The sequence below is a fragment of the Methanosarcina barkeri MS genome (assembly GCF_000970025.1).
Lineage (GTDB): Archaea > Halobacteriota > Methanosarcinia > Methanosarcinales > Methanosarcinaceae > Methanosarcina > Methanosarcina barkeri.
Window position 1 is genome coordinate 3,229,873 of record NZ_CP009528.1, and the last position, 20,584, is coordinate 3,250,456.

The 20,584-nt window shown below is 39.3% G+C and carries 14 protein-coding genes; 8 read left to right on the top strand and 6 right to left on the bottom strand.

What is annotated here, in order from left to right:
- Positions 1 to 537 precede the first annotated feature (537 nt).
- A complete protein-coding gene (locus tag MSBRM_RS12985; RefSeq protein WP_048108743.1) occupies positions 538 to 2,133 on the bottom strand; it encodes a CUB domain-containing protein in 1,596 nt (531 codons plus the stop codon).
- Positions 2,134 to 2,450: 317 nt separating this feature from the next.
- On the bottom strand, positions 2,451 to 3,182 hold the full coding sequence (locus MSBRM_RS12990) for a PGF-CTERM sorting domain-containing protein (protein ID WP_048108744.1): 732 nt from the start codon (positions 3,180 to 3,182) through the stop codon (positions 2,451 to 2,453).
- Between the two features lie 701 nt (positions 3,183 to 3,883).
- Between MSBRM_RS12990 and MSBRM_RS12995 the strand changes: the two genes are divergently transcribed.
- From MSBRM_RS12995 to MSBRM_RS13020, 6 genes are all read left to right on the top strand, one after another.
- Positions 3,884 to 6,745 (top strand): M1 family metallopeptidase, encoded by a 2,862-nt coding sequence (locus MSBRM_RS12995; RefSeq protein WP_048155934.1) that lies wholly within the window; start codon positions 3,884 to 3,886, stop codon positions 6,743 to 6,745.
- 484 nt (positions 6,746 to 7,229) lie between these two features.
- Positions 7,230 to 7,466: a DUF1622 domain-containing protein gene (locus MSBRM_RS13000; protein WP_329957084.1), complete on the top strand. Its 237-nt coding sequence runs from the start codon at positions 7,230 to 7,232 to the stop codon at positions 7,464 to 7,466.
- A 557-nt stretch (positions 7,467 to 8,023) separates the two neighbouring features.
- Positions 8,024 to 9,241: a threonine synthase gene (thrC, locus tag MSBRM_RS13005; RefSeq protein WP_048120957.1), complete on the top strand. Its 1,218-nt coding sequence runs from the start codon at positions 8,024 to 8,026 to the stop codon at positions 9,239 to 9,241.
- Positions 9,242 to 9,546: 305 nt separating this feature from the next.
- Complete coding sequence (gene leuS, locus MSBRM_RS13010; RefSeq protein ID WP_048155937.1) at positions 9,547 to 12,447, top strand: leucine--tRNA ligase; 2,901 nt, start codon at positions 9,547 to 9,549, stop codon at positions 12,445 to 12,447.
- 233 nt (positions 12,448 to 12,680) lie between these two features.
- Positions 12,681 to 12,887: a hypothetical protein gene (locus tag MSBRM_RS13015; RefSeq protein ID WP_048155940.1), complete on the top strand. Its 207-nt coding sequence runs from the start codon at positions 12,681 to 12,683 to the stop codon at positions 12,885 to 12,887.
- A 24-nt stretch (positions 12,888 to 12,911) separates the two neighbouring features.
- Positions 12,912 to 13,853 (top strand): hypothetical protein, encoded by a 942-nt coding sequence (locus MSBRM_RS13020; protein WP_048155943.1) that lies wholly within the window; start codon positions 12,912 to 12,914, stop codon positions 13,851 to 13,853.
- Between the two features lie 426 nt (positions 13,854 to 14,279).
- Here MSBRM_RS13020 and MSBRM_RS13025 read toward each other — a convergent pair whose 3' ends face one another.
- The 4 genes from MSBRM_RS13025 to MSBRM_RS13040 form a co-directional block, all read right to left on the bottom strand.
- A complete protein-coding gene (locus MSBRM_RS13025) occupies positions 14,280 to 15,626 on the bottom strand; it encodes an MFS transporter (RefSeq protein ID WP_052712893.1) in 1,347 nt (448 codons plus the stop codon).
- Positions 15,627 to 16,502, bottom strand: coding sequence for an MmRce1 family CPBP family CAAX prenyl protease (mmrce1, locus tag MSBRM_RS13030; protein ID WP_048120961.1), 876 nt, complete (start codon positions 16,500 to 16,502; stop codon positions 15,627 to 15,629).
- Between the two features lie 567 nt (positions 16,503 to 17,069).
- Complete coding sequence (locus tag MSBRM_RS13035) at positions 17,070 to 17,933, bottom strand: nitrilase-related carbon-nitrogen hydrolase (RefSeq protein WP_080941566.1); 864 nt, start codon at positions 17,931 to 17,933, stop codon at positions 17,070 to 17,072.
- A 152-nt stretch (positions 17,934 to 18,085) separates the two neighbouring features.
- Positions 18,086 to 18,760 carry a hypothetical protein gene (locus MSBRM_RS13040; protein WP_048123405.1) on the bottom strand — a complete coding sequence of 225 codons (675 nt, stop codon included), beginning with the start codon at positions 18,758 to 18,760 and terminating at the stop codon, positions 18,086 to 18,088.
- A gap of 159 nt (positions 18,761 to 18,919) precedes the next feature.
- Between MSBRM_RS13040 and MSBRM_RS20540 the strand changes: the two genes are divergently transcribed.
- Both MSBRM_RS20540 and MSBRM_RS13045 read left to right on the top strand, forming a co-directional pair.
- A complete protein-coding gene (locus MSBRM_RS20540; protein ID WP_155396519.1) occupies positions 18,920 to 19,087 on the top strand; it encodes a hypothetical protein in 168 nt (55 codons plus the stop codon).
- Positions 19,088 to 19,640: 553 nt separating this feature from the next.
- Positions 19,641 to 20,153 (top strand): hypothetical protein, encoded by a 513-nt coding sequence (locus MSBRM_RS13045; RefSeq protein ID WP_048120962.1) that lies wholly within the window; start codon positions 19,641 to 19,643, stop codon positions 20,151 to 20,153.
- Positions 20,154 to 20,584: the final 431 nt, after the last annotated feature.

The window sequence follows — 20,584 nt, forward strand, 5'->3', positions numbered from 1 at the left end:
TCTGTGAATTTCTCAAGTTGATTCCTTTTATTCCATAACCAAAATGAGTACCAAATCGATTCAATTTCTTCTTTTGCATATTCCTTGTTTAATGTTAAGTTAAAACTCATAATAAATTAGATGTGATTAGAATTTTTATACATTTTGATTGTTAAAATGTTATTAAAAACTACAACTTTAACTCTCATCTCCTCCTTGATAGAGGGACATTTCCATTATTAGGGCTCTTCGCTATTTCGGATGGATTGAAAATAATTACTCAGTTAAATAGTAGCTAGGTCAAAAAGAGAAACATCAAGCTTGAGCATGATTTTCAACACCAAGTGTTTCTGGATATTGGATATGTTTCTGGATATTGGATATGTTTCTGGATATTGGATATATTACTTCAGTATTTAGTAGATGAATGGAAGTTACCCACATAAAACAGCGAAGAGCCAAAATTAAGGTCGAATTGCAGGAGTCTTGAGATTAAGGGATTGTAAACTACAACCAGTAATATAAAGTAAATGTAGCTACACATCCCTTATCTCGGTCTTAATGAATTCGTTTTTTCAAAGTATAGAAAGCAAAAAGCCCAAAAATAGTTATAAATAACCCAAATCCAGGACTCTTAGGTTCCTCTTCTGATTGGATACTATTCCTTGCTCCAGTGGAAAGGAGCTGTGAGCTAGATGATGACCCTTCCTTAACTTTTATCGGTAGATTGAGTGTGTAATCCTCGGCATCTTCTGGATCACCATCAAAATAATAAATTACCCTGCCGTTGACATTAAAGTTTCCAACCTGATTGGACTTAATTCTTATTTCGATATCTTTTCCCTGTCCGGGCTCAAGCTCATAAGTAGTTGTATACTGGCCAGCTCCAGAATTAACAAATTCGGAGGATGTTACACTCATTCCAGAAGGTGGAAGAAGAATCACCTGGATGCTCATGGTTGGTTTGGTGATCAAATTCACAGCAGATAGTCTGAGCAGAATGTCTTCTCCTAAAGTAACGTCTGTCTTTTCACCATACAATTGCACGCTAGCAGATGATTGTCCCTCATTATTATTTTCAGTTTTTTCTGTTTGTTTGGGCCTGAGATATTCTGTTTGTTTAGGCTTGGGATGTTCTGAACTAGAAGATCCAGAAGGGTTAGAACTTTTTTCATCAACAAATTCAGAAGGTTCACTTGTTTCATCCATTCTGGTTTCGGTCTTGTCAATTATAAACCCATTCGCAGTCCCTGAGCTGTCTGTTACAAGTTTTACCTTTAATGTATCCCCTGTATACCATTCTGTCCATAAATCCTGATAATTAACACCGTTATTCATTCCGTATGTTTTAAGCACATTATCATATTTATCATAAAGAATTAACTTATCGTAAACTTGAAAATTAATTCGCTGATTTTGGGCAAGCTTAAGATATTCAAAATGTAGTCGTATCTGATCAGCACCAGGTTCGCTTATGGTCCAGGTATTCTTATAGTTGTTTGCATAAGGATGATCAGACTCGGCTAAAGAGTCAGACTCAGCTAAAGAGTCAGACTCAGCTAAAGAGTCCTTAGAGGTGCTCGTATCTGTTCTGGTTTCGGTTTTGTCAATTATAAACCCATTCGCAGTCCCTGAGCTGTCTGTTACAAGTTTTACCTTTAATGTATCCCCTGTATACCATTCTGTCCATAAATCCTGATAATTAACACCGTTATTCATTCCGTATGTTTTAAGCACATTATCATATTTATCATAAAGAATTAACTTATCGTAAACTTGAAAATTAATTCGTTGATTTTGGGCAAGCTTAAGATATTCAAAGTGAAGTCGTATCTGGGCGGCACCTGGTTCACTTATAATCCACGTATCTTCAAAATTATTTGCATAAGGGTGATCAGACTCGGCTAATAATTTAGATCCAGTTAAAGAGTCCTGAGAAGTACTCGGATTTTGTCTGGTTTCTGCCTCAATATCTTCTGAAGTATCTATTTCTACATTGTTAGAGGTTTCTGTTTCGTTGCCATAAGAATAACCCGAATCTGTTAAAGTTTCAGATGAGGCACACGCGCTTATGACATTGCCTGTTAAAAAACAACCTATTAAGAGATACGTTGTTAAAACCCTTAAAACTCTTAAACTATCTCTCTCAGACATTCTATCACCTATTATGTAACAATTATGTTATCAAAACACTTGTCGATTGATATTGATTTTGAGGAAACCGAGGGATCTGACAAATAACTGAAGGACAATTAAAAACGCAATAAGTCGCCGAAAATCTAAGAAAATCTGTTCACAGAGATTTGTCTATTAAATTTATAAAGATGGCAATTTCTCATCTGGTAGGATTTTCAATATTTCACCTGGGTTTCAAACTCATTGGTTTTATTTTACAACTGGCTGGAGTCTTAAAAAGGGAAAATTCATGAATATTCCCTCTTTAAGCCATTTGAGCTCTATTTATTTTCGAATTATCTTCTCCTAACAATATACACGCCTAGCAGCCCTATGCCTGCAATTATTGCTCCAAAGCCGGGGGTACTGAATGAACCTTGTCCTTTTGCTTCTACTCCAGAGTTCTCTTCAAGGTCAGGAGTTTCTGTGGAGTTCTTGGAAGGTTCCTTGACTGTAAAGGGATGAGAAAGGGAAATAGGACTATAATCGTCCTTTTTATCTCCAGGCCAGTAAAGACCTGTGAAATGTACAGTATAGCTACCCACCTTTTCTCCTTTTATATTAATGTAAATTGTCCGGGAATTTCCTGGCGGTACTGAAAACATGCCATATACAACGCCAGCTGAGCCTGTCTGGCCAAAACCCTGTCCGTATACATGAATACCAGAGGGTACGCTGATCCTTGCATCCACATTCAAAGTCACGTCATTGAGGGATGGATTATCGATATAAAGTTCAACAAGACCATCTTCGTTTTCAGTAATGACGTCGTTAACCGGTCGAAGGACTACAGTCGGGCCAATCCTGAATTTCTGTTCGACTGTAGTAGTTCCTTTTGTTTCTTCTACATTTTCAGTTACATTGACCAGGCATGATTCGTTTGTAGGTGTGGATCTATTGGTAGTTGAGACCTGAGATACCGATTGATTTTCGGTCGTGTTATTTCCCTGTGCCCCAGCGGTAACGCCCGTGAGAACAACTCCAAAAACAAGAATTGACATTAGCAGCATTGACAGATATTCTTTCATCCTCTACACCTCTTCCAGGGTACTACCTGTAAAATTATTTTTATCAAAAAACAAACATAATATACACATATAAATCTGTATTGATAATACTTGTGATATTAATTTTAATACTAAATTTTTTACTAAGTGTTGGGTAATTTCTATACAAGAAGATCTTTAAACAAGCAATATACCCGAAATAGGATTAAAAAGGCATTATCATCTCAATTCTAATAAATTGTCTTAGAATTCAAAATATTGATACAATTGAATAATAAGCAATGCTAGCTTTAAAATCCAGACCGTAATTATTCCGGAGTTCAGGTAAATATACCTTAAACTTGTAGCTCATCCATAGGACTTACGCATTAGATAAAAGTATTCAATTAAAATGCTAATTAGAGCCTAAATTGTAGAATAATCCTTATTTAGATTTAAGTTCATTATTGTCTATTATCCAACTGTAGAAATTAGTTCTGCTTTGAGACAGTATTTGAGACGGTATGTTTGCCTACTTATTCTCAGCTTGATGAAATTTCAGAAAGCGACATAAATTTTAAGATATGAAGTAATATAAAAAAATAAACAATATCGGAGAAATTTTTAAATTACTATATAAAAACATAGAAGAATTCCCTCCATTAAGACTACACCTTTAAATCTCATACCTTCCTTTTCTATCCTATAATATAACTCTTATAATTTTATTTGGTGACATTTTTATGAAATGTAGGCTTTGCAAATATTATCCTGAAGATTTCGGGGAACTTACTGTTAACGTTTTGCATATGGATCTGGTATTTGATGTTTATGATGACAGGACGAATGTAAAGTCCATACTCAGGGTAAGGACAAAAGATGCTCCTATCGAGACACTGGAATTAAACTGCAGGGACCTTGAGATCAGGGCTGTGAGCTGCATACAGTACGAGGTTTCTTACAGATACCGGAAAGATGATGCGATTCTTGAGATTAATTTTAGGGAAGAGATCCCGCCGCATACCGAAGTTACGGTCATTACGGATACGGTTTGCAGGCCGACTAAAAATATCCTTGAAGGGCTTTACTATGACGAAACGCCGGCAGGAGCTCCTCCTCAGCAGATTACGCAGTGCCAGCAGTGGGGGTTCCAGAGGATCGTGCCTTGCATTGACGATATGGCCGCAAAATGCACTTACAAGACTACCATAATTGCGGATTCGAGGTATACGAACCTTATTACGAACGGGGATGTCGTGGTTGAGAGGCATACGGTAAAACCCGGACGGGACAAAATCGTATACGATAACTCGGTCACGCCAATGGCGACCTATCTCTTTTTCCTGGGGGTTGGGACTTATGCGACCTTTAAAAGGGAGTTTGAGTACCCTGACGGAGGCACTTTCATGCTTGAACTGCTTGTGCCGCCAGCCTCAGATGCAGCCGCAGCCGAAAAAGCGCTTGATATCCTGCATGATGCAGTTATGTGGGTTTACCTTTTCACAGGACCTGAGCAGTTCGATGAGGAGAAGCTGCCTGTCAGGAAGGAGCTCTGGGACCTTGTCCGCATGAGAGAGAAGATGAAACTTGAAGCAAAGCCCGAATCCACAATGGAAGAAGACCTTAAAAAGGTCAGAGAAAGGCTTGCCGAGCTTGACAAAACCATCAGTCCCGGATACAGGTATACAGGTACTGTCTACAGAGAAATCGGCATGCAGAACTCGGACTTCGGAGGCATGGAAAACGTCGGGAACACTACGATTACTACAAACCGCATAATGCCGTTCCCGCAGATAACGGACCCGGCTTTTGAATATATGACACAGGTAAAGGTCCACGAATATCACCATAACCAGAACGGGTCCGAAGTCACCGGAAGAAGTCCGTTTGAGATCTGGCTGAACGAAGCCGTGACCGTGCATGTGGAAGAACAGTATCATGCCTTTCTCTTTGGCGAGGACTACGACAGGCTGGACAGAGTGCTTGAACTGCTTGCGCCGGCTTCAGGGACCTTTGCCCTGGATTCGGGGGCAGCTTCCATGCCGATCATTCCTGACGGCTTCAATGACCCAAATGACCTGATCACCTCAGTCACCTATGTAAAAGCCCCGGAATACGTGCGCATGGTCGAGTCCCTTATAGGGAAAGACACCTTTGTCAGAGGCCTGGACAGGTACTTCAAAAAGTTCAAACATTCCAACGCAGCCACCCAGGACTGGATTGAAGCTATGGAAGAAGAAAGTGGGCAGCCCTTAAAGGAGATGTCCGAAACCTGGCTGAGACAGGCAAAATTCCCTGTAGTCGAGGTTTCAGCCGAATATGACCGGGATGCCAGGAAATTCACATTCTTCCTCAAACAAAAAGTCCCAGACGGCGGAAAACCCTGGGAATTCCCATTTAGGGCAGCCCTTGTTGACGAACATGGGAATGATCTCGTAGAAATTTTGGAAAGAGTCAGCGGGAAAACCTCAGAGATTGTAGTTGAAAACGTGGACATGCCAGCCTTCCTATCACTTAACAGGGGTTATTCTTTCTACGGGAAACTTGTATACAAAGCAAGCCATGAAGAGCTCATGATGCAGGTAAGGAAAGATAAAGATATCATAGGCAGGTTTATGGCTTTCTATACCCTTGTTGACAGGGAAAAACTAAAGCTCCTTAAAAATCCTGAAGCAAAGCCCTCTGAAGACTTTATCGAGCTTTACTACAGGCTTCTCAATGACCGGCAGCTTCTCGAAAAGGCAGGAGGACAGTTCCTAACCATTTTTGAGTCCGTTGAGGATGAAGAGTTTGCCCACAGGTACCAGGAACTTTATGATGTTAGACAGAAACTCCTGAAAGCTGTTGCCCGGAAATATGTAAACTCCGTAATTTCCGCCTACCGCTTCTTTGAAGAATCATCAGTTCCCAGGGACTCAACTCTTGAGGAGACAGCAAGGGTAATCAAGAACCGGCAGGCCAAAAATGTCTGTCTTGGAATCCTTGCAACCCTTGATACTTCCGAGATTCATGCAATGATAAAACAGCAGTTTGAGACTGCGACCTGTGCAACGGACCGGTTGAACGCATTTGCTGCATACCTGAATAGCTCGGCGCCTGACAAAGTTGAAGTCCTGAGAGCCTTTGAAAACGAGTCAAAGAAAAATCTTGTTGCCTGGGAAGCTTTCCTTTCTGTAATCGGAAGCAACAGCAGCGTTGATGTAGTAGACCTTGTCAGGGAAATGGAAAGGTCAGAAGCTTTCAGGATCGAGCAGGCAAATGACCAGCGTGCCCTTTATGGAAGCTTTGCCCGCAACAGGAAAAAATCCCTCCAGACCGAGGAAGGCAGGACCCTCTTTGCAGAAATCCTGAGAAAGCTGGCCCCTGTGAACGAGTACAGCACGGTCAATATGCTCAACGCCTTTGCAAACATAGACCAGATGGAATCAAAGTATCATGTCCCACTGGTAAAAATCCTGGCAGACCTTCTCGGAGAACTTAACGCCCAGAAATATCCGAGTGTTTATAACAGGATTAGAAAACTCCTGCTTGGAGCTCCGAATGCTGTCAAAACATACATTACAGCGCACGGAGAAATTCCGGGACTGCAGCCGGGAAAGAAATAAAATTTTTCGGAGAAACAGGTTATTTAGAAGTCATCAGTTTGGAAAAACGAGCACTATAAACCTATAAGATAACCCGCCCGGAAGGATTCGGAAATAATTATATCCTTCCGGAAATTTGCTTTTTTGTACCTATTTCATGAACTTCAGATTTTTTACTTTAGATATTTTCCTTCCGATCTATTTATCCGTTTCTCAGGTCATGTTTCCGTAAAAAAGCAGTTCCATATCACTTATAAAATATCACTTATGGATATTTATTGAAATGAAACTGAGTTCTGAAACTACATTTGCAGGACAGATACAGAAAGAATATTTATTCAGGGGACATTAATTGTATTTGGAATCTTTATCGGATTTTAATATTTGGCTTTTGAGGGGGTTTAAAAGGATATTTCAATATTTTGAAGGCTTGTTGATAGAGGCTTTCTCTTCTCTATTTAATATTATGGGCTCTTTTCTCATAATATACGGTGGCCTAAGATCAATGTTAGGAGTTATCCTCATTGAAGTATTAAAGAAACCTCATAGCTATCAGGAAGTAAGAAAAGAACTTACAAACAAAATTGTCTTCGGACTTGAATTTTTCATTGCAGCCGATGTTCTTGAAACCGTACTTAATCCATCTCAGGAAGAACTGCTCCTGCTGGGTACGGTTGTATTGATAAGAACAATTCTTGGTTATTTCCTCAGCAAGGAAGTTTTGGAGTACCAGCTTGATTAAAAAGATGTCGAAAAACCGAGTTGAAAGATGCCTGAGCCTCCGTACTCTTTTAAAACCTTTAACTTTCTCTTTTAAAACCTGTACCTTTCTCTTTTAAAACCTGTACCTTTCTCTTTTAAAACCTGTACCTTTCTCTTTTAAAACCTTTTTCTGTAGTTCCGGTCCAGATTATATATAAAAATATATATACAGTATATAAAGATAATAAGTACTTCCAGAGTTACTGAATTTCCATGGTATTGAGTATGCTTTATATGGCTGCTGTTACGGAACTATTATAAAGTATAAAGCCTGAAAACCGTAAGATTTTAAAAAACGTATAATTTAAAAGCAAGTAGAGTATAAAGGATACAAAATATTATTAAACTTTAATATTATACTAATTAAACTATAATATTACACAAATCAGAAATCAGATTTACTGAAATAGATCTCAGATTATACTGAAATAGATCTCAGGTTGTACTGACCCGAAACGGGCGCACATAAAAACCCGAAATTTGAACTATTCAAAATTACCATACACAGGAAAAATTATCAGAAACAGGAGCAATTTAATGTATCATCTCAAATGTATCGAATGCGGTGCAGAGTATTCCAAAGACGAAGTAATCTATACATGCAGAAAATGTGATGGGCTGCTTGATGTAATTTATGATTATTCCTCAATAAAAATTGACATGGAAAAACTGAAGACCGAATGCCCTTCGGTCTGGAAGTACGCAAAACTTCTTCCTATTGAAAGAGAGCCTGTAACTATCAGGGAAGGTGGAACTCCACTTTACAAATGCAACCGTCTGGCTGAGAAAATCGGGATTAAAGAACTTTATGTGAAGCACGAAGGCATGAACCCTACAGGCTCTTTTAAGGACAGAGGGATGACCGTAGGGGTTACAAAAGCGCTTGAACTTGGCATGAACACCGTTGCCTGCGCATCTACTGGAAATACCTCGGCAGCCCTTGCAATCTATGGAGCAAAAGCCGGGATTCCTGTAATAGTACTTTTGCCTGCAGGAAAAGTCGCTCTTGGAAAAGTAGCCCAGGCCCTCATGCACGGAGCAAAGGTCCTCAGCATCCGTGGAAATTTTGACGACGCCCTCGCCCTTGTGCGCACTCTCTGTTCCCAGGAAAAAATCTATCTCTTAAACTCGATCAACCCCTACAGGCTGGAAGGCCAGAAGACTATCGGTTTTGAGATTGCAGACCAGCTCGGTTTCAAAGTACCTGACAGAGTTGTCCTGCCCGTAGGAAATGCAGGAAATATTACAGCTATCTGGAAAGGCTTCAGAGAGTTTAAGAAGCTTGGCATAACGGATTTGCTCCCGAAGATGACAGGGATTCAGGCCGCAGGCTCCTGCCCAATTGTAAATGCCATAAAGAGTGGGGCTCCTGAAATAACTCCAGAGGAGAAACCCGAAACCGTTGCAACAGCAATCAGGATAGGAAACCCTGTTAATGCGAAAAAGGCCCTTGCTGCCATCCGAGAATCCGGTGGAACTGCAGAATCCGTTACTGATGAAGAAATCCTTGCAGCCCAGAAAGACCTTGCAAGGCTTGAAGGAATAGGTGTTGAACCTGCAAGTGCAGCTTCGGTTGCAGGGCTTAAGAAACTTGTTGATATGGGTGTTATAAGCAGAGACGAGACCGTTGTCTGTATTACTACGGGACACCTGCTTAAAGACCCGCAGACTGTAATTGACGTCTGCGAAAAGCCTACTGTTGTGGATGCAAATATAGAAGCCATCCGGAAAGCTATCTTTGGAAAAGCAGAATAAGATCTGAAAACCGCTAACATTAGGAATAATAGTGGAATAAATAAGCGTAGGAGAGAATAGTAGAAAGATTGACCTGACCGGAATCCGGCTCCTTCAATCCTTCATGGTTTACTGGAAGAGGTTATAACTTCCAGAAACCTCTTACTGTTATTTAGATTCAGACTGTTATTCAGATTCAGACTGTTATTCAGATTCAGACTGTTATTCAGATTCAAACGGTTTATCAAATTCTTTTGGTAATATCAAATCCTTTTAATTGGATCAAATTTTTTCAACACAAGAATAATCGATGGGCGTGAACACGAATGGAGCAGGATTATAAGCCTCACGAGATCGAAAAGAAATGGCAAAAAAAGTGGAATGAGAGCCAGATTTTCCAGGCCGAACCCGATAAGCGAGAAAAATTTTTTATAACCATCCCTTACCCCTACCTGAACGGGAACCTGCATGCAGGGCATACCAGGACTTTTACCATAGGGGATGTTGTTGCAAGGCACAAACGGATGCTTGGGTATAACGTGCTTTACCCTATGGGCTTTCATGTGACAGGTACACCCATTGTGGGGCTTGCCGAACTGATTGCAAATCGGGACCCTCAGACCATGGACGTTTATGAGCGCCTTCATGGGATTCCCGGAGACATCCTGCCGACGCTCGATACCCCTGAAAAAATTGTTGATTATTTCAAGCGCGAATCCGAGAAAGCCATGCGTAATATCGGGTACTCCATTGACTGGAGACGCAAGTTTACAACGACTGACCCGACATATAAAAAGTTCATTGAGTGGCAGTATATCCGGCTTGGAGAAAAGGGCCTGATCGTAAAAGGCTCCCATCCGGTAAAATGGTGCCCGAACGACAATAACCCTGTAGAGGATCATGATATCCTGTATGGGGAAGAAGCCACTATTGTTGAATATACGCTGATCAAGTTCCAGTATAAAGACCTGGTCCTGCCCTGCGCAACCCTCAGGCCGGAAACAACGTACGGAGTAACTAACCTGTGGGTCAACCCTGATGTAACTTATGTAAAAGCAAAGGTCACACTGGATGGAAACGAGGAGTTCTGGGTTGTCAGCAAAGAAGCTTTCCGAAAACTGACTTTTACGGACCGGACAGTTGAGTATATTGAAGACGTACCTGCAAAATCAATAATAGGAATAAAACTCACAAACCCGGTTACAGATGACGAAGTAATTTCCCTTCCTGCATCCTTTGTCCGGCCTGAAAACGGAAGCGGAATAGTAATGAGTGTGCCTGCCCATGCACCTTTTGACTACCTGGCCCTTCGCGACCTTTATGATGTTGACCTGAGCGAGTACGGGATAACCGAAGACCTTAGGAAAATCAAACTGATTTCCCTTATCAAAGTTCCTGAATTTGGAGAATTCCCTGCAAAGGAAATCGTTGAAAGCATGGGAATTACAAGCCAGAAAGACCCTAAAGCCGAAGAAGCTACAAAGATCGTATACAGAAGGGAGTTCCACGGGGGAGTTCTTAAGGAGATAACAGGAAAATACGAAGGACAGGCTGTCTCCAAAATCAAGGATATCCTTACAAAGGACTTAATCAGCTCAAATGCCGGAGAGACCTTTTACGAATTCAGTGAACCTGTTGTCTGCCGCTGCGGCACTCCCTGTGTAGTAAATATGGTCAAAGGCCAGTGGTTCCTTAATTATTCAAATCCCGAATGGAAAGCAAAGGTCTATAAGTGCCTCGACCAGATGCGAATTATTCCCGAAGAGTACAGGGTCGAGTTTGAAAACAAGATTGACTGGCTTAAGGATAAAGCCTGCGCCCGCAGGAAAGGGCTTGGAACTCACCTTCCCTTTGATAAGGAATGGCTGATTGAATCTCTTGGAGATTCGACAATTTACATGAGCTATTATATTATTGTCAGGTTTATCGAAAGTGGGGAACTGAAGATAGAAAACCTTACTTTGTCATTCTTCGACTACGTCCTGCTTGGGAAGGGCGATCTGGCAGCAGCCAGTGCGGATACTGGCCTCAATCCGGAGCTTCTTGAAGAGATCCGCAGGCATTTTAACTACTGGTATCCGGTTGACCTGCGCTCATCAGGCAAAGACCTTGTCCCGAACCACCTGCTCTTTTTCCTATTCCACCATGTAGCCCTCTTTGAAGAGGACAAGTGGCCTAAAGCTCTTGCAGTAAACGGCTTTGTCTCCCTTGAGGGGCAGAAAATGAGCAAGTCAAAAGGCCCGATCCTGACAATGGAAAATGCAGTCAGCACTTACGGAGCGGACATAACAAGAATGTATATCCTTTCCACCGCCGAGCAGACGCAGGATGCAGACTGGCAGAAAACAGGGATCGAGTCTGCCAGAAGGCAGATGGACAGGTTTTATTCTTTTGCAAAGAATGTTATAGAGAGTGGAAAACGTGCAGATCTGAGCACCGAGCTAAAGCAGATCGACCACTGGATACTATCGAGGATACAGAACTATATCAAGGGAACAAATACAGCCCTCTACTCTATTCAGACAAGGGAAGCAATCCAGAATTCGTTCTTCCTGCTGCAAAACGATATCAAGTGGTACCAGAGAAGAGGAGGAGATACCCTACTCTACTATGTGCTGGACAACTGGGTCAGGCTTATGGCTCCTTTTACCCCACACCTCTGTGAGGAAATCTGGGAAGCAATGGGGCATAAGGACCCGGTCTCTCTTGCCCAGTACCCTCTCTATAACGAAGATCTGATAGATGACGGCGCGGAGCTTGCCGAAGAAATGATAAAGGGAACCCTGGAGGACGTTGAGGAGATTATAAGGGTAACAAAAATGACCCCGCAGAAGGTCCACCTCTATACGGCCCCCACCTGGAAAGCCGAAGCAATCAGGTGCGCCTGTGAAATGCAGCTTGAATGCTCGCTTGAAGTAGGCACCCTTATTAAAAAGCTAATGTCAAACCCCGACTTCAAACGCTTCGGCAAGGAGATCCCGAAGTTTGTACAGAAAATTGTCCCGGAGTTCAAAAGTGGGAGCTCGGACAGGTATGAAATCCTTACAGGTCCTGATATTGATGAACAGGCCCTCCTGAAAGAGTCAATTTCATTCCTGGAAAAAGAGATTGGCTGCCCTGTTGAAGTCCACAGTGCCGACTCTCCTGCCTTTGACCCTGAAAAGAAGGCAAGGTTTGCAGAACCCCTGAGGCCTGCAATTTACATTGAAGGAAAAAAGAAAGAGTAATGGAAAAAAGTGATTTCTGACTAAACACTGACTAAACAATATGTATCCGGGTAGATTGAAGAAGCCCGGAACGTCTTATTTTTTCTTTTTTTGGCATAGTTATAAAATTATTTTATATTGTTTTCAATAACAATAAATACTCATCTAATTATTCGGTAAAAATTCCTATTACTTTTAGAATTAAGCAGTGTTTAGGTTTAGACTGCACGCATAAAATATAAGTAATAAATTGAATGGACAAACTGCCATCCAGCCGAATAATTAGCTTCACTGACCTCAAAAATCGCATAGAAGGCTGTCCAGGCAAAAGCAATATTAGAAAAATGTTGTCCTTGGCTATCGGGAAGTACCTGTCGAAGAAGGAAGTACCTGTCGAAGAAGGAAGTACCTGTCGAAGAAGGAAGTACCCGTCGAAGAAGGAAGTACCTGTCAAAGAATAAAGAAAAAATAAGAGGGGAGTAGTAGTGAAACAACAAAGTATCATTACAAATGTTCTTGAAAAAGCAGGCAACAAAAATTTGATAAACGAGCTTATAACCAGGCTGTCACAATCTGAAATTAATACACTTTTGCTTGCTCTTTCAAAAGAAATAGCGAACAAAAACACTCCTAACGATATCTTAAACAAATACGAATCTAACCGATTTGTAAAGCCATCAGAACTTAGTCCTATTAAGGTGAAGCAAGTAGAAATTTTAATGCTCCAAATGGCTGAAGCCTCAGGTTTTTCGTCTGTTTTGCTTTCTCCTGCAAGCCTTTTGGGAAGCTGTTCTGTTATAGCTAAAGTTGATCAAACCAATGTTATCTCTGCAACAAGAGGATTGGAGCTAACTGCAGACAGTACCAACATGCTTGCTATATACCTTGCAGATAAAATAAAAAATAAAACCATTGATAATACAAAAAATCCTGTTCATTTATCTGCGGCCTGCAGAGTTACTCGTGGACAAATGTTCAAGGTTGATGCTTTTGTTCCTCACTTTAGCTTGTTTACCCTTGTCAGTTCTGGAAAAGATACGGGTTCTTATGGCTTTGAAAAGGCTGCAATAACCAGACATATACAGTATTATATAAATTATTTTGAAGAGAAATTAGGACATAAAATCAAAGTAACCATGAACCTGAGAAATGGCTATACCGATAAAATTGGATTTATTGATAGAGTTCACTGCTATCTTTGTGAGACATATCCAGATACTGAAATCACATTAAATAAGGAAGAAACTAATACTAGTTATTATCAGGGTATTAATTTCAAGATTATTGTTGAAGGTATAGAACTTGTAGATGGTGGCTTCGTTGACTGGACACAGAAGTTACTTGGCAATAAAAAAGAACGCTTACTAATCAGTGGAACAGGAATTGACTTACAGCTTATTACTGGAATGCTGAACAAGATAATTTAATAGTCTGGTAACTGAGACTTGTAACGCACTTTCCGCAGTAAAATTTACAGATATTTTACAGATTTTGTATTTTTTAAAAGCATGCAAGTACTTTTAATAAAATTTCCACCATTTGTGAGGATTTCCATCATTGACCCACCTAAAAAAAAGCAAATTACAGGTTTTTTGGGCCAGTATAACATTATCTGCTATACTGGACTTTCATACTGGGTCTTTCCTGCAAATCCGCCGCGTAAAAAGGCAGAAAGTCATTATTGAGGTTTATTTTTAGGATTTACGCACTTGAGGAATAAAATCAATTACAGCAAAGACTGTAGATTAAAGCTATGTTTTAGACAGTTAACGGTCTGATGCTGTTGATTCTTCAGTTCAACTGCATAAGTCCTAATTTTGTTCTTGATAAATAATTGGATGCCCGTTAATTTATCAGCCTGGCTGAAAGGATAGGTCTATGCCTGAATCCTGACTTTCAACATATTCTAATCTCTTTATTTTCTCGTTTTGCCAGATCAATAAAGCAATCATAGAGATCATTAATCCGGAGATTATAAACATAAGGGCAATCCCCCTGTTTTCTCCCGTTCCAGTGATAAAACCTGCCGTTTCAGCCAGTAAACCATCCACCTCTAAAAGAGGATTGAAAATTTTATCTGCTAAGAAACCTGCAACTGCAAAAGCCATTATGGAGCCAAGATAAGTAATCATGGAAATGAGAGACCATACACGCCCCTGTTTTCTATTGTCAATATTTTTTCTAATTAAGACCTCAATAGAGGTGTTAATAAAAGGCAAAGTGGCAAAAAACATGAATCCTGCTAGAGTAACAAATATGATATTTTTTGAAAGTCCTAAATTTGCAAAGAATATACCTGACAGGAACAAAGAGATAGATAATGTTTTCACATACTTGTTCTTGCTGCCAAATACTCCAATAAACAAGCTTCCGATTAGTATGCCTGAAGCACATATTGATTGAGAGATCCCCACTGTTTTTACTGTTGTTAAGCTCAGCAGCAGCGGAATAAAAAGAGACTGAAGCAATCCGACAAAAAAAAGTGTGATCATGGTAATAATAACCAAATTAAATACGCCTCTATTATTAGAGAACTCTTTCATTCCCTCTTTAAGGTCCGCTATGATGTTTTGTTTATGCTGGTCTATTTTTACCTTGCCTGAAATATTTCTTATCCAGATGACAATAGAACTGGAAATTAAGAGAGTGGTAGTATCGATTAAAAATATAAATTTAATATCAATTATTGTTAACAAAATTCCGGCTAAAAAAGGAGAAATTAAATATTGAGCAGAACTTGCTAACTGCACCAGCCCACTTGCTCTGGCATATTGAGCTTCAGGTAAGAGGTCAGTAATTAAAGCTTTATAAGCTGGTTCCTGAAAAGCCGAAAAAACAGAACTTGTTGCAATCCCAAGGTAAATTTGCCAGAGTTGAATATTTCCTTTTAGCATCATAAAAAATATGAAAAGAAGCCCAAGGGTTGCTCCTAAGTCTCCTAAAATCATCATTAAACGTCTGTCATAACGGTCTGCCAGTATCCCTCCATAGGGCTTTAGCAGAAAGGGCGGTAAAAAGACACACATCAGTATAAAAACATAGCTAGAAGCAGTATTTGTTTGCTGATATACGTATACCCCTAAGGAGAAAACAGTAAGCCCAGTGCCTATTACTGAGATAAATTGTCCAAACCAGATAAAAAGGAATCTGGAATAAAGATTTTTTTGTTCAGCCGTCATTTTTTCGGATTCGTCTGTCATTTAGTGAGCCTCAGAAGCAGGATTTTGAGTTTCAGAAGCGAGATTTTGAGTCTCAGGAACAGGGCTTACTTTTGAAAAAAACATCTCTTTGTCTAATACAATAATAACAGCGACAACTACAGTAATAACCAAAGTCTCAATGCACTTGGTCGTCTGAGTCACATTCAGTGCCTCCTGGCAGATATTTACAATAAAGTGAAAGAGAATTGCTGCAGGAATACTTTTTCTATTTTTAATGCATATCCAGCTGATTAATACGCCCATAGGGATAATGCCGACAAAAAAATTCACTGCATACCATATGTTTTCATGAAGAATGTTATACGGATAGAAGTTGTTGACAAATATAAGAGGAAAGTGCCAGAGCGACCATAGTATGCCGAAAACTATTGATGCCATGAAGTAGGTGTACCGGCTCTGCAGGCTATCAAACGCATATCCTCTCCACCCAAGCTCTTCAAAACATGCAGTAAGCATAAGAAAAAACAACGTAGGTACAGCCCCTGTCGAGAAAGAGAAACCATCAACAAGTTGAAACTGCGAAACTGATCCTCCAAACAGAAGTGAAATAAAGATGGATACGAGAACAGCTAGAGGCATTACCAGGAAAAATACTGGAAGCATTTTTGCCCTTATTAGCCTGAGGTTGATAAGCCTGTTAACAAAATCCTTTTTTAAATCCGAATTTTTTGAAGCAAAAATCATAAAAAATGAGATTAAAAAAGGCACCATCAGTGCAAGAATTATTAATATCATATAAAGTCCATCATTTTCGTCCTGAAAACTTAGATATGCTGCTGCAAACAAGAAAGCATAAGTTAAGATAAAGGTCGCAGCAAAAAAGACCCTGGGTTTATATCTGTAGTTAGAGACCATCTATCTGTTCCTCCAAATATTAAATATCACGGCATGTTTGTATTTTTCAACTCAACGCAGTCTTGATAACCAAAAGTAACAAACTGTTCTTAATTTAGATGTCTTCAACAAAAAATATAGTAAATTCTGTTAATTTATTGCATTGTTCATAATATATACATTTTTTTATCTAGTGAGTATATTATTTTCTGAAAAGTGAGGATGAAATGTAAAAAAAGCAGTCTCTGGTCGGACATAATAAGAGCAGCCTCTAACTGGACATAATGAAAGAAAACGCGGGCTGGATATTAATGAAAGAAAACGCGGGTTGGATATAATAAAAAACCTCTGATTGGACATGATGTTATCTGAGAGATAGTTTACACAGGGAAGTGAAAATTAGCAAATCAGTGAAATTAAAAACTTTAACTGTCAATGAGAGAAATTAATAACTAAGACTCTAATAACTAAGACTCTAATGACTAAAACTCCGCAAAAATTGAAAAATCAGATTCAACCAATTAGGATAAACCAGTTTCCATTAAGATGATAAATAATACAGTCACGGAAATTATTATCGAAAAAAACTTAAATAATCTTTAGATCTTCAGAATAAAGCTCAATTCTCCGATTTTCAAAAACGGGAATCATTTTACGAACTTCATTTTTCCTGGACAGGTCAAGGTCATGCACTATTATGCACTCTTTATTGCCGGCATCGGCTTTTACCTCACCCCAGGCATCGATTATCATGGAGTTGCCGAAATAACTGCAGTCAGGAGCAGAACCTATCCTGTTGCAGGCAATATGTGGGATCTGGTTTTCAATCGACCTTGCCTTTGCAAGAATATTCCAGTGTTCAGACCTTGGATTAGGAAATGCAGCTGTGGTCACAAGCAGGTCAGAACCAGCAAGGGAAAGTTTTCTTGCAACCTCGGGAAAACGAAGGTCATAGCAGATCTCAAAACCAATTTTCAGATTTTGCTTTTTAAGAGAAATGGGCTCTATAGAGTCGCCTTTTGAGAAATAATTGTTTTCGGTTTTGAAGGGATGAGTTTTCCGGTAACTACCTGCAAGGGTTCCTGACTCAAAGCAAAAGCCGAGATTGTAGTAAAATGGGGAATTAATGGAATTCGAAAGAGTAGAATTTTCAGAATCCGCAGGTGTTCCAATGTCAGAAATCTCTTCCGAAGCGACTTTTTCAATTACTGAGCCCATGATAATGCAATCATTAGCCTCGGAAAAACAGGCCAGGTTTTCAAGGAGAGGAGAAGGCAAGGTCTCTGCTGCATGGTCAAAATGCTCGTAGCAAAACCCTGTTGAGAAGACCTCGGGTAAAACAATGAGTTCGGCTCCTTTTCTTACCGCTTTAAGAGCCATATGAAGAGCTTTTTCAAGGTTTTCCTGTTTTCTGCAATGCAGCACGTCCATCTGTATACAGGCAACTTTCACGTCCGAACCACCAGCCAGTTAAAACAAACAGTTTAATTCCTGTTAGCATAAGCCAATTTTAAGCAATGAACTTAAGAAATTAATTTGAAGTAACGAATTTAAAGAGATTAATTTTAAAGAAATGAATTGCAAAGTAAATAAATGAAAACTCATCAGGGGAGCAGAGTAGTTTGTTTACTCTTTGCTACCAGGCCATCAAGGTCAATCCTGCGCTTTATCAACCCTGCAAAGACTTCATTCGCAAGTCTGACTACTTCTTCATTATTTGCCCGTATTTCGTATGCAGGGTCATCGTGAGGGATCTCAATTTTCGTAATATCGGCTCTGGCTTTTTTCAAATGTGCATCCTGAGCTTCACAGACTATGGCGGGTTTTTCCAGGTACTGATCAAGATGTTTTTGAGTAATTCCCAGAAGCTTCAATTCCCTGCGGAAACAGGGCCTTTCGAACAGTTTGGAGACCACATATACTCCCACAGGAATCCTGAAATCCAGATCGATTTTAAGAAGCTGAGACCTGAGAATAAAATAAATTTCTTCTGGATCGGAAAGTTCAGGAGACCTGGACTCTTTGCCTTTTTCGGATGAAGACTCTTTGCCTTTTTCGGATGAAGACTCTTTGCCTTTTTCAGGCAGGGCATAAATCTTCGAAGGGGGAACTTCGGTTTCTTCCAGAATTTCAAGGTCTCTGAGCGCCCTGAGATAGCCTGTAAGAACCAGGCGGTGCTCATCTATACCTATGGCTTTCAGTTCTCTGGAAAGCCCGCTGATTGAGAGCTGCTTGCCTTCAAGTAGTTCCAGGAGTTTAAAGTTAAGTTTTTCTTCCATCTGTACCGACATCATGTTTTATTGTTGTTAATTAATTCTTCGGGCCTCCAGCCGGAAAAAACATTGTTTTTCAGAGCAGCCTGGAAAATGAACCCGTGTTTTTCCGAATCTTTGAAAAGACCTGACCTTTCCTATATGTGAGAGGAGTAAGCAAGAAAATTGCAAGGAGTAATACACGATGTAACTATTCTGCATAATATAAAGCTTATGAGAGAGCCTGAAGGGAGAAATAAAGAAAATACAGGAAGAGATTGGCAAATTTATATAAAAAGATATTTTAAACTCTCAAAAGAAAATTTAAGAAAATTTAATTTGAGAAAATATTGAGAAAAATGACATAATCCCATAATCTAATGATTTCTCTTATTTTTGCTTCCTTAATCCTAAAAGGTTCTCTGAGAACTATTTTAAAAAGTTGCAATGATCTTGAAAAACAGATTCCCTAGCATTTTTGCCAAATTTGTCTATTCATTCTGAGTTCGACAGTTTGATTTTTATGTTGAAAGATTGTTTTCATATCCGTTATAATAAGTCATATTGTTTCAACAAATTTTTGCCCATTTATTATGATTCAATTTGACAGAGGATTTTCTTTCTCTTGATGGCTATTTTTATGATTTTGATCAATTTTTGGTATAGAATTTGACAGATAGCATGAATCTCAGATAAAATATAGATGCTATCCAAAAAGTCAGGCACCAAAAGTGCAAAAATAGGACAAAAATCTTTACTAATTTACTTTATAGTGATTATGATGCTGGGAAATCAGAGGCAATTCGGAGAAACAGTTTTGAGTTATGGGATAGGCTCAATTATAAAATTATAAATATGTAATGATGTTACACTTATTTTTATTACCAGATTCTGGAACTGAGTCACTATGAACTTAAAACCAATAATTGTAATTACCCTTATTATTTCGGCCGTTTTATTGGCTGCAAGAATATCTCCAGCAATGAACTCTGAGCAATATAGGGAAGGAAAATATATCCATATTGACAATATAGTAATGGAGTTTAGTGGAACAAATGCAACAATTGATGTTGAATATCATCTATCTCCATTTGCCAAGGCATATATATTCCTTTTTGGCAGTAAAAATCTCGAGCCAAAAATGAAGGAAATATTTTTCAAATTTCCAGAAATGCAAATAAAGGATATAAGACTTAACAGTGCCACAATCCAGCTGACAAACGTTTCGTGGAAATATGGTCATGATTATATGCATGACTCTCGAAAATTAGGGATTCATTCCGACGTTCTCACTATTATTTTTCCATATAATCAAGGCATTCGGAGAGTACAAAATACAAATTCAACATTGAGCGTCTTTTATCCAGACAGCCCAAAATATTCTGAAATTCATAATAACATCACTAAATTATCTCAATAATCCGAAAAAGCTTCTGATACTGCAAAAGAAGAATCTCTGCACTTCGCAGGCTGCCTGACAATTACTTTAAGTAATAAACGAATTCCTTTTCATGCGTCTTCGGTTAAGTGAGGAATCATGACAAATTGCGTCAATTTCCCAACATTTAGTGAATAGTTTAATAAGTTAGAAGCTGGAACAGGGCATCGATTTCATGTTAATAGGCCAAAATTTAAGGCCGGTTTCTAATGCAAAATCGATAGCTTTCAGGCAAGAAAATTCCTTAACCAATGACCAATGGATGATCAGTGGATAATATAATTACCAATTTGCAAAGGTGCTTCTTGCTATTAGTTTTTATTGAAAATTCAGGAAAAATTGTGTTTATTTGAAAGTTCAGTTTAATTTACAGTCTTTGCTGTAATTGATTTTGTTACTCAAGTGCGCAAGTC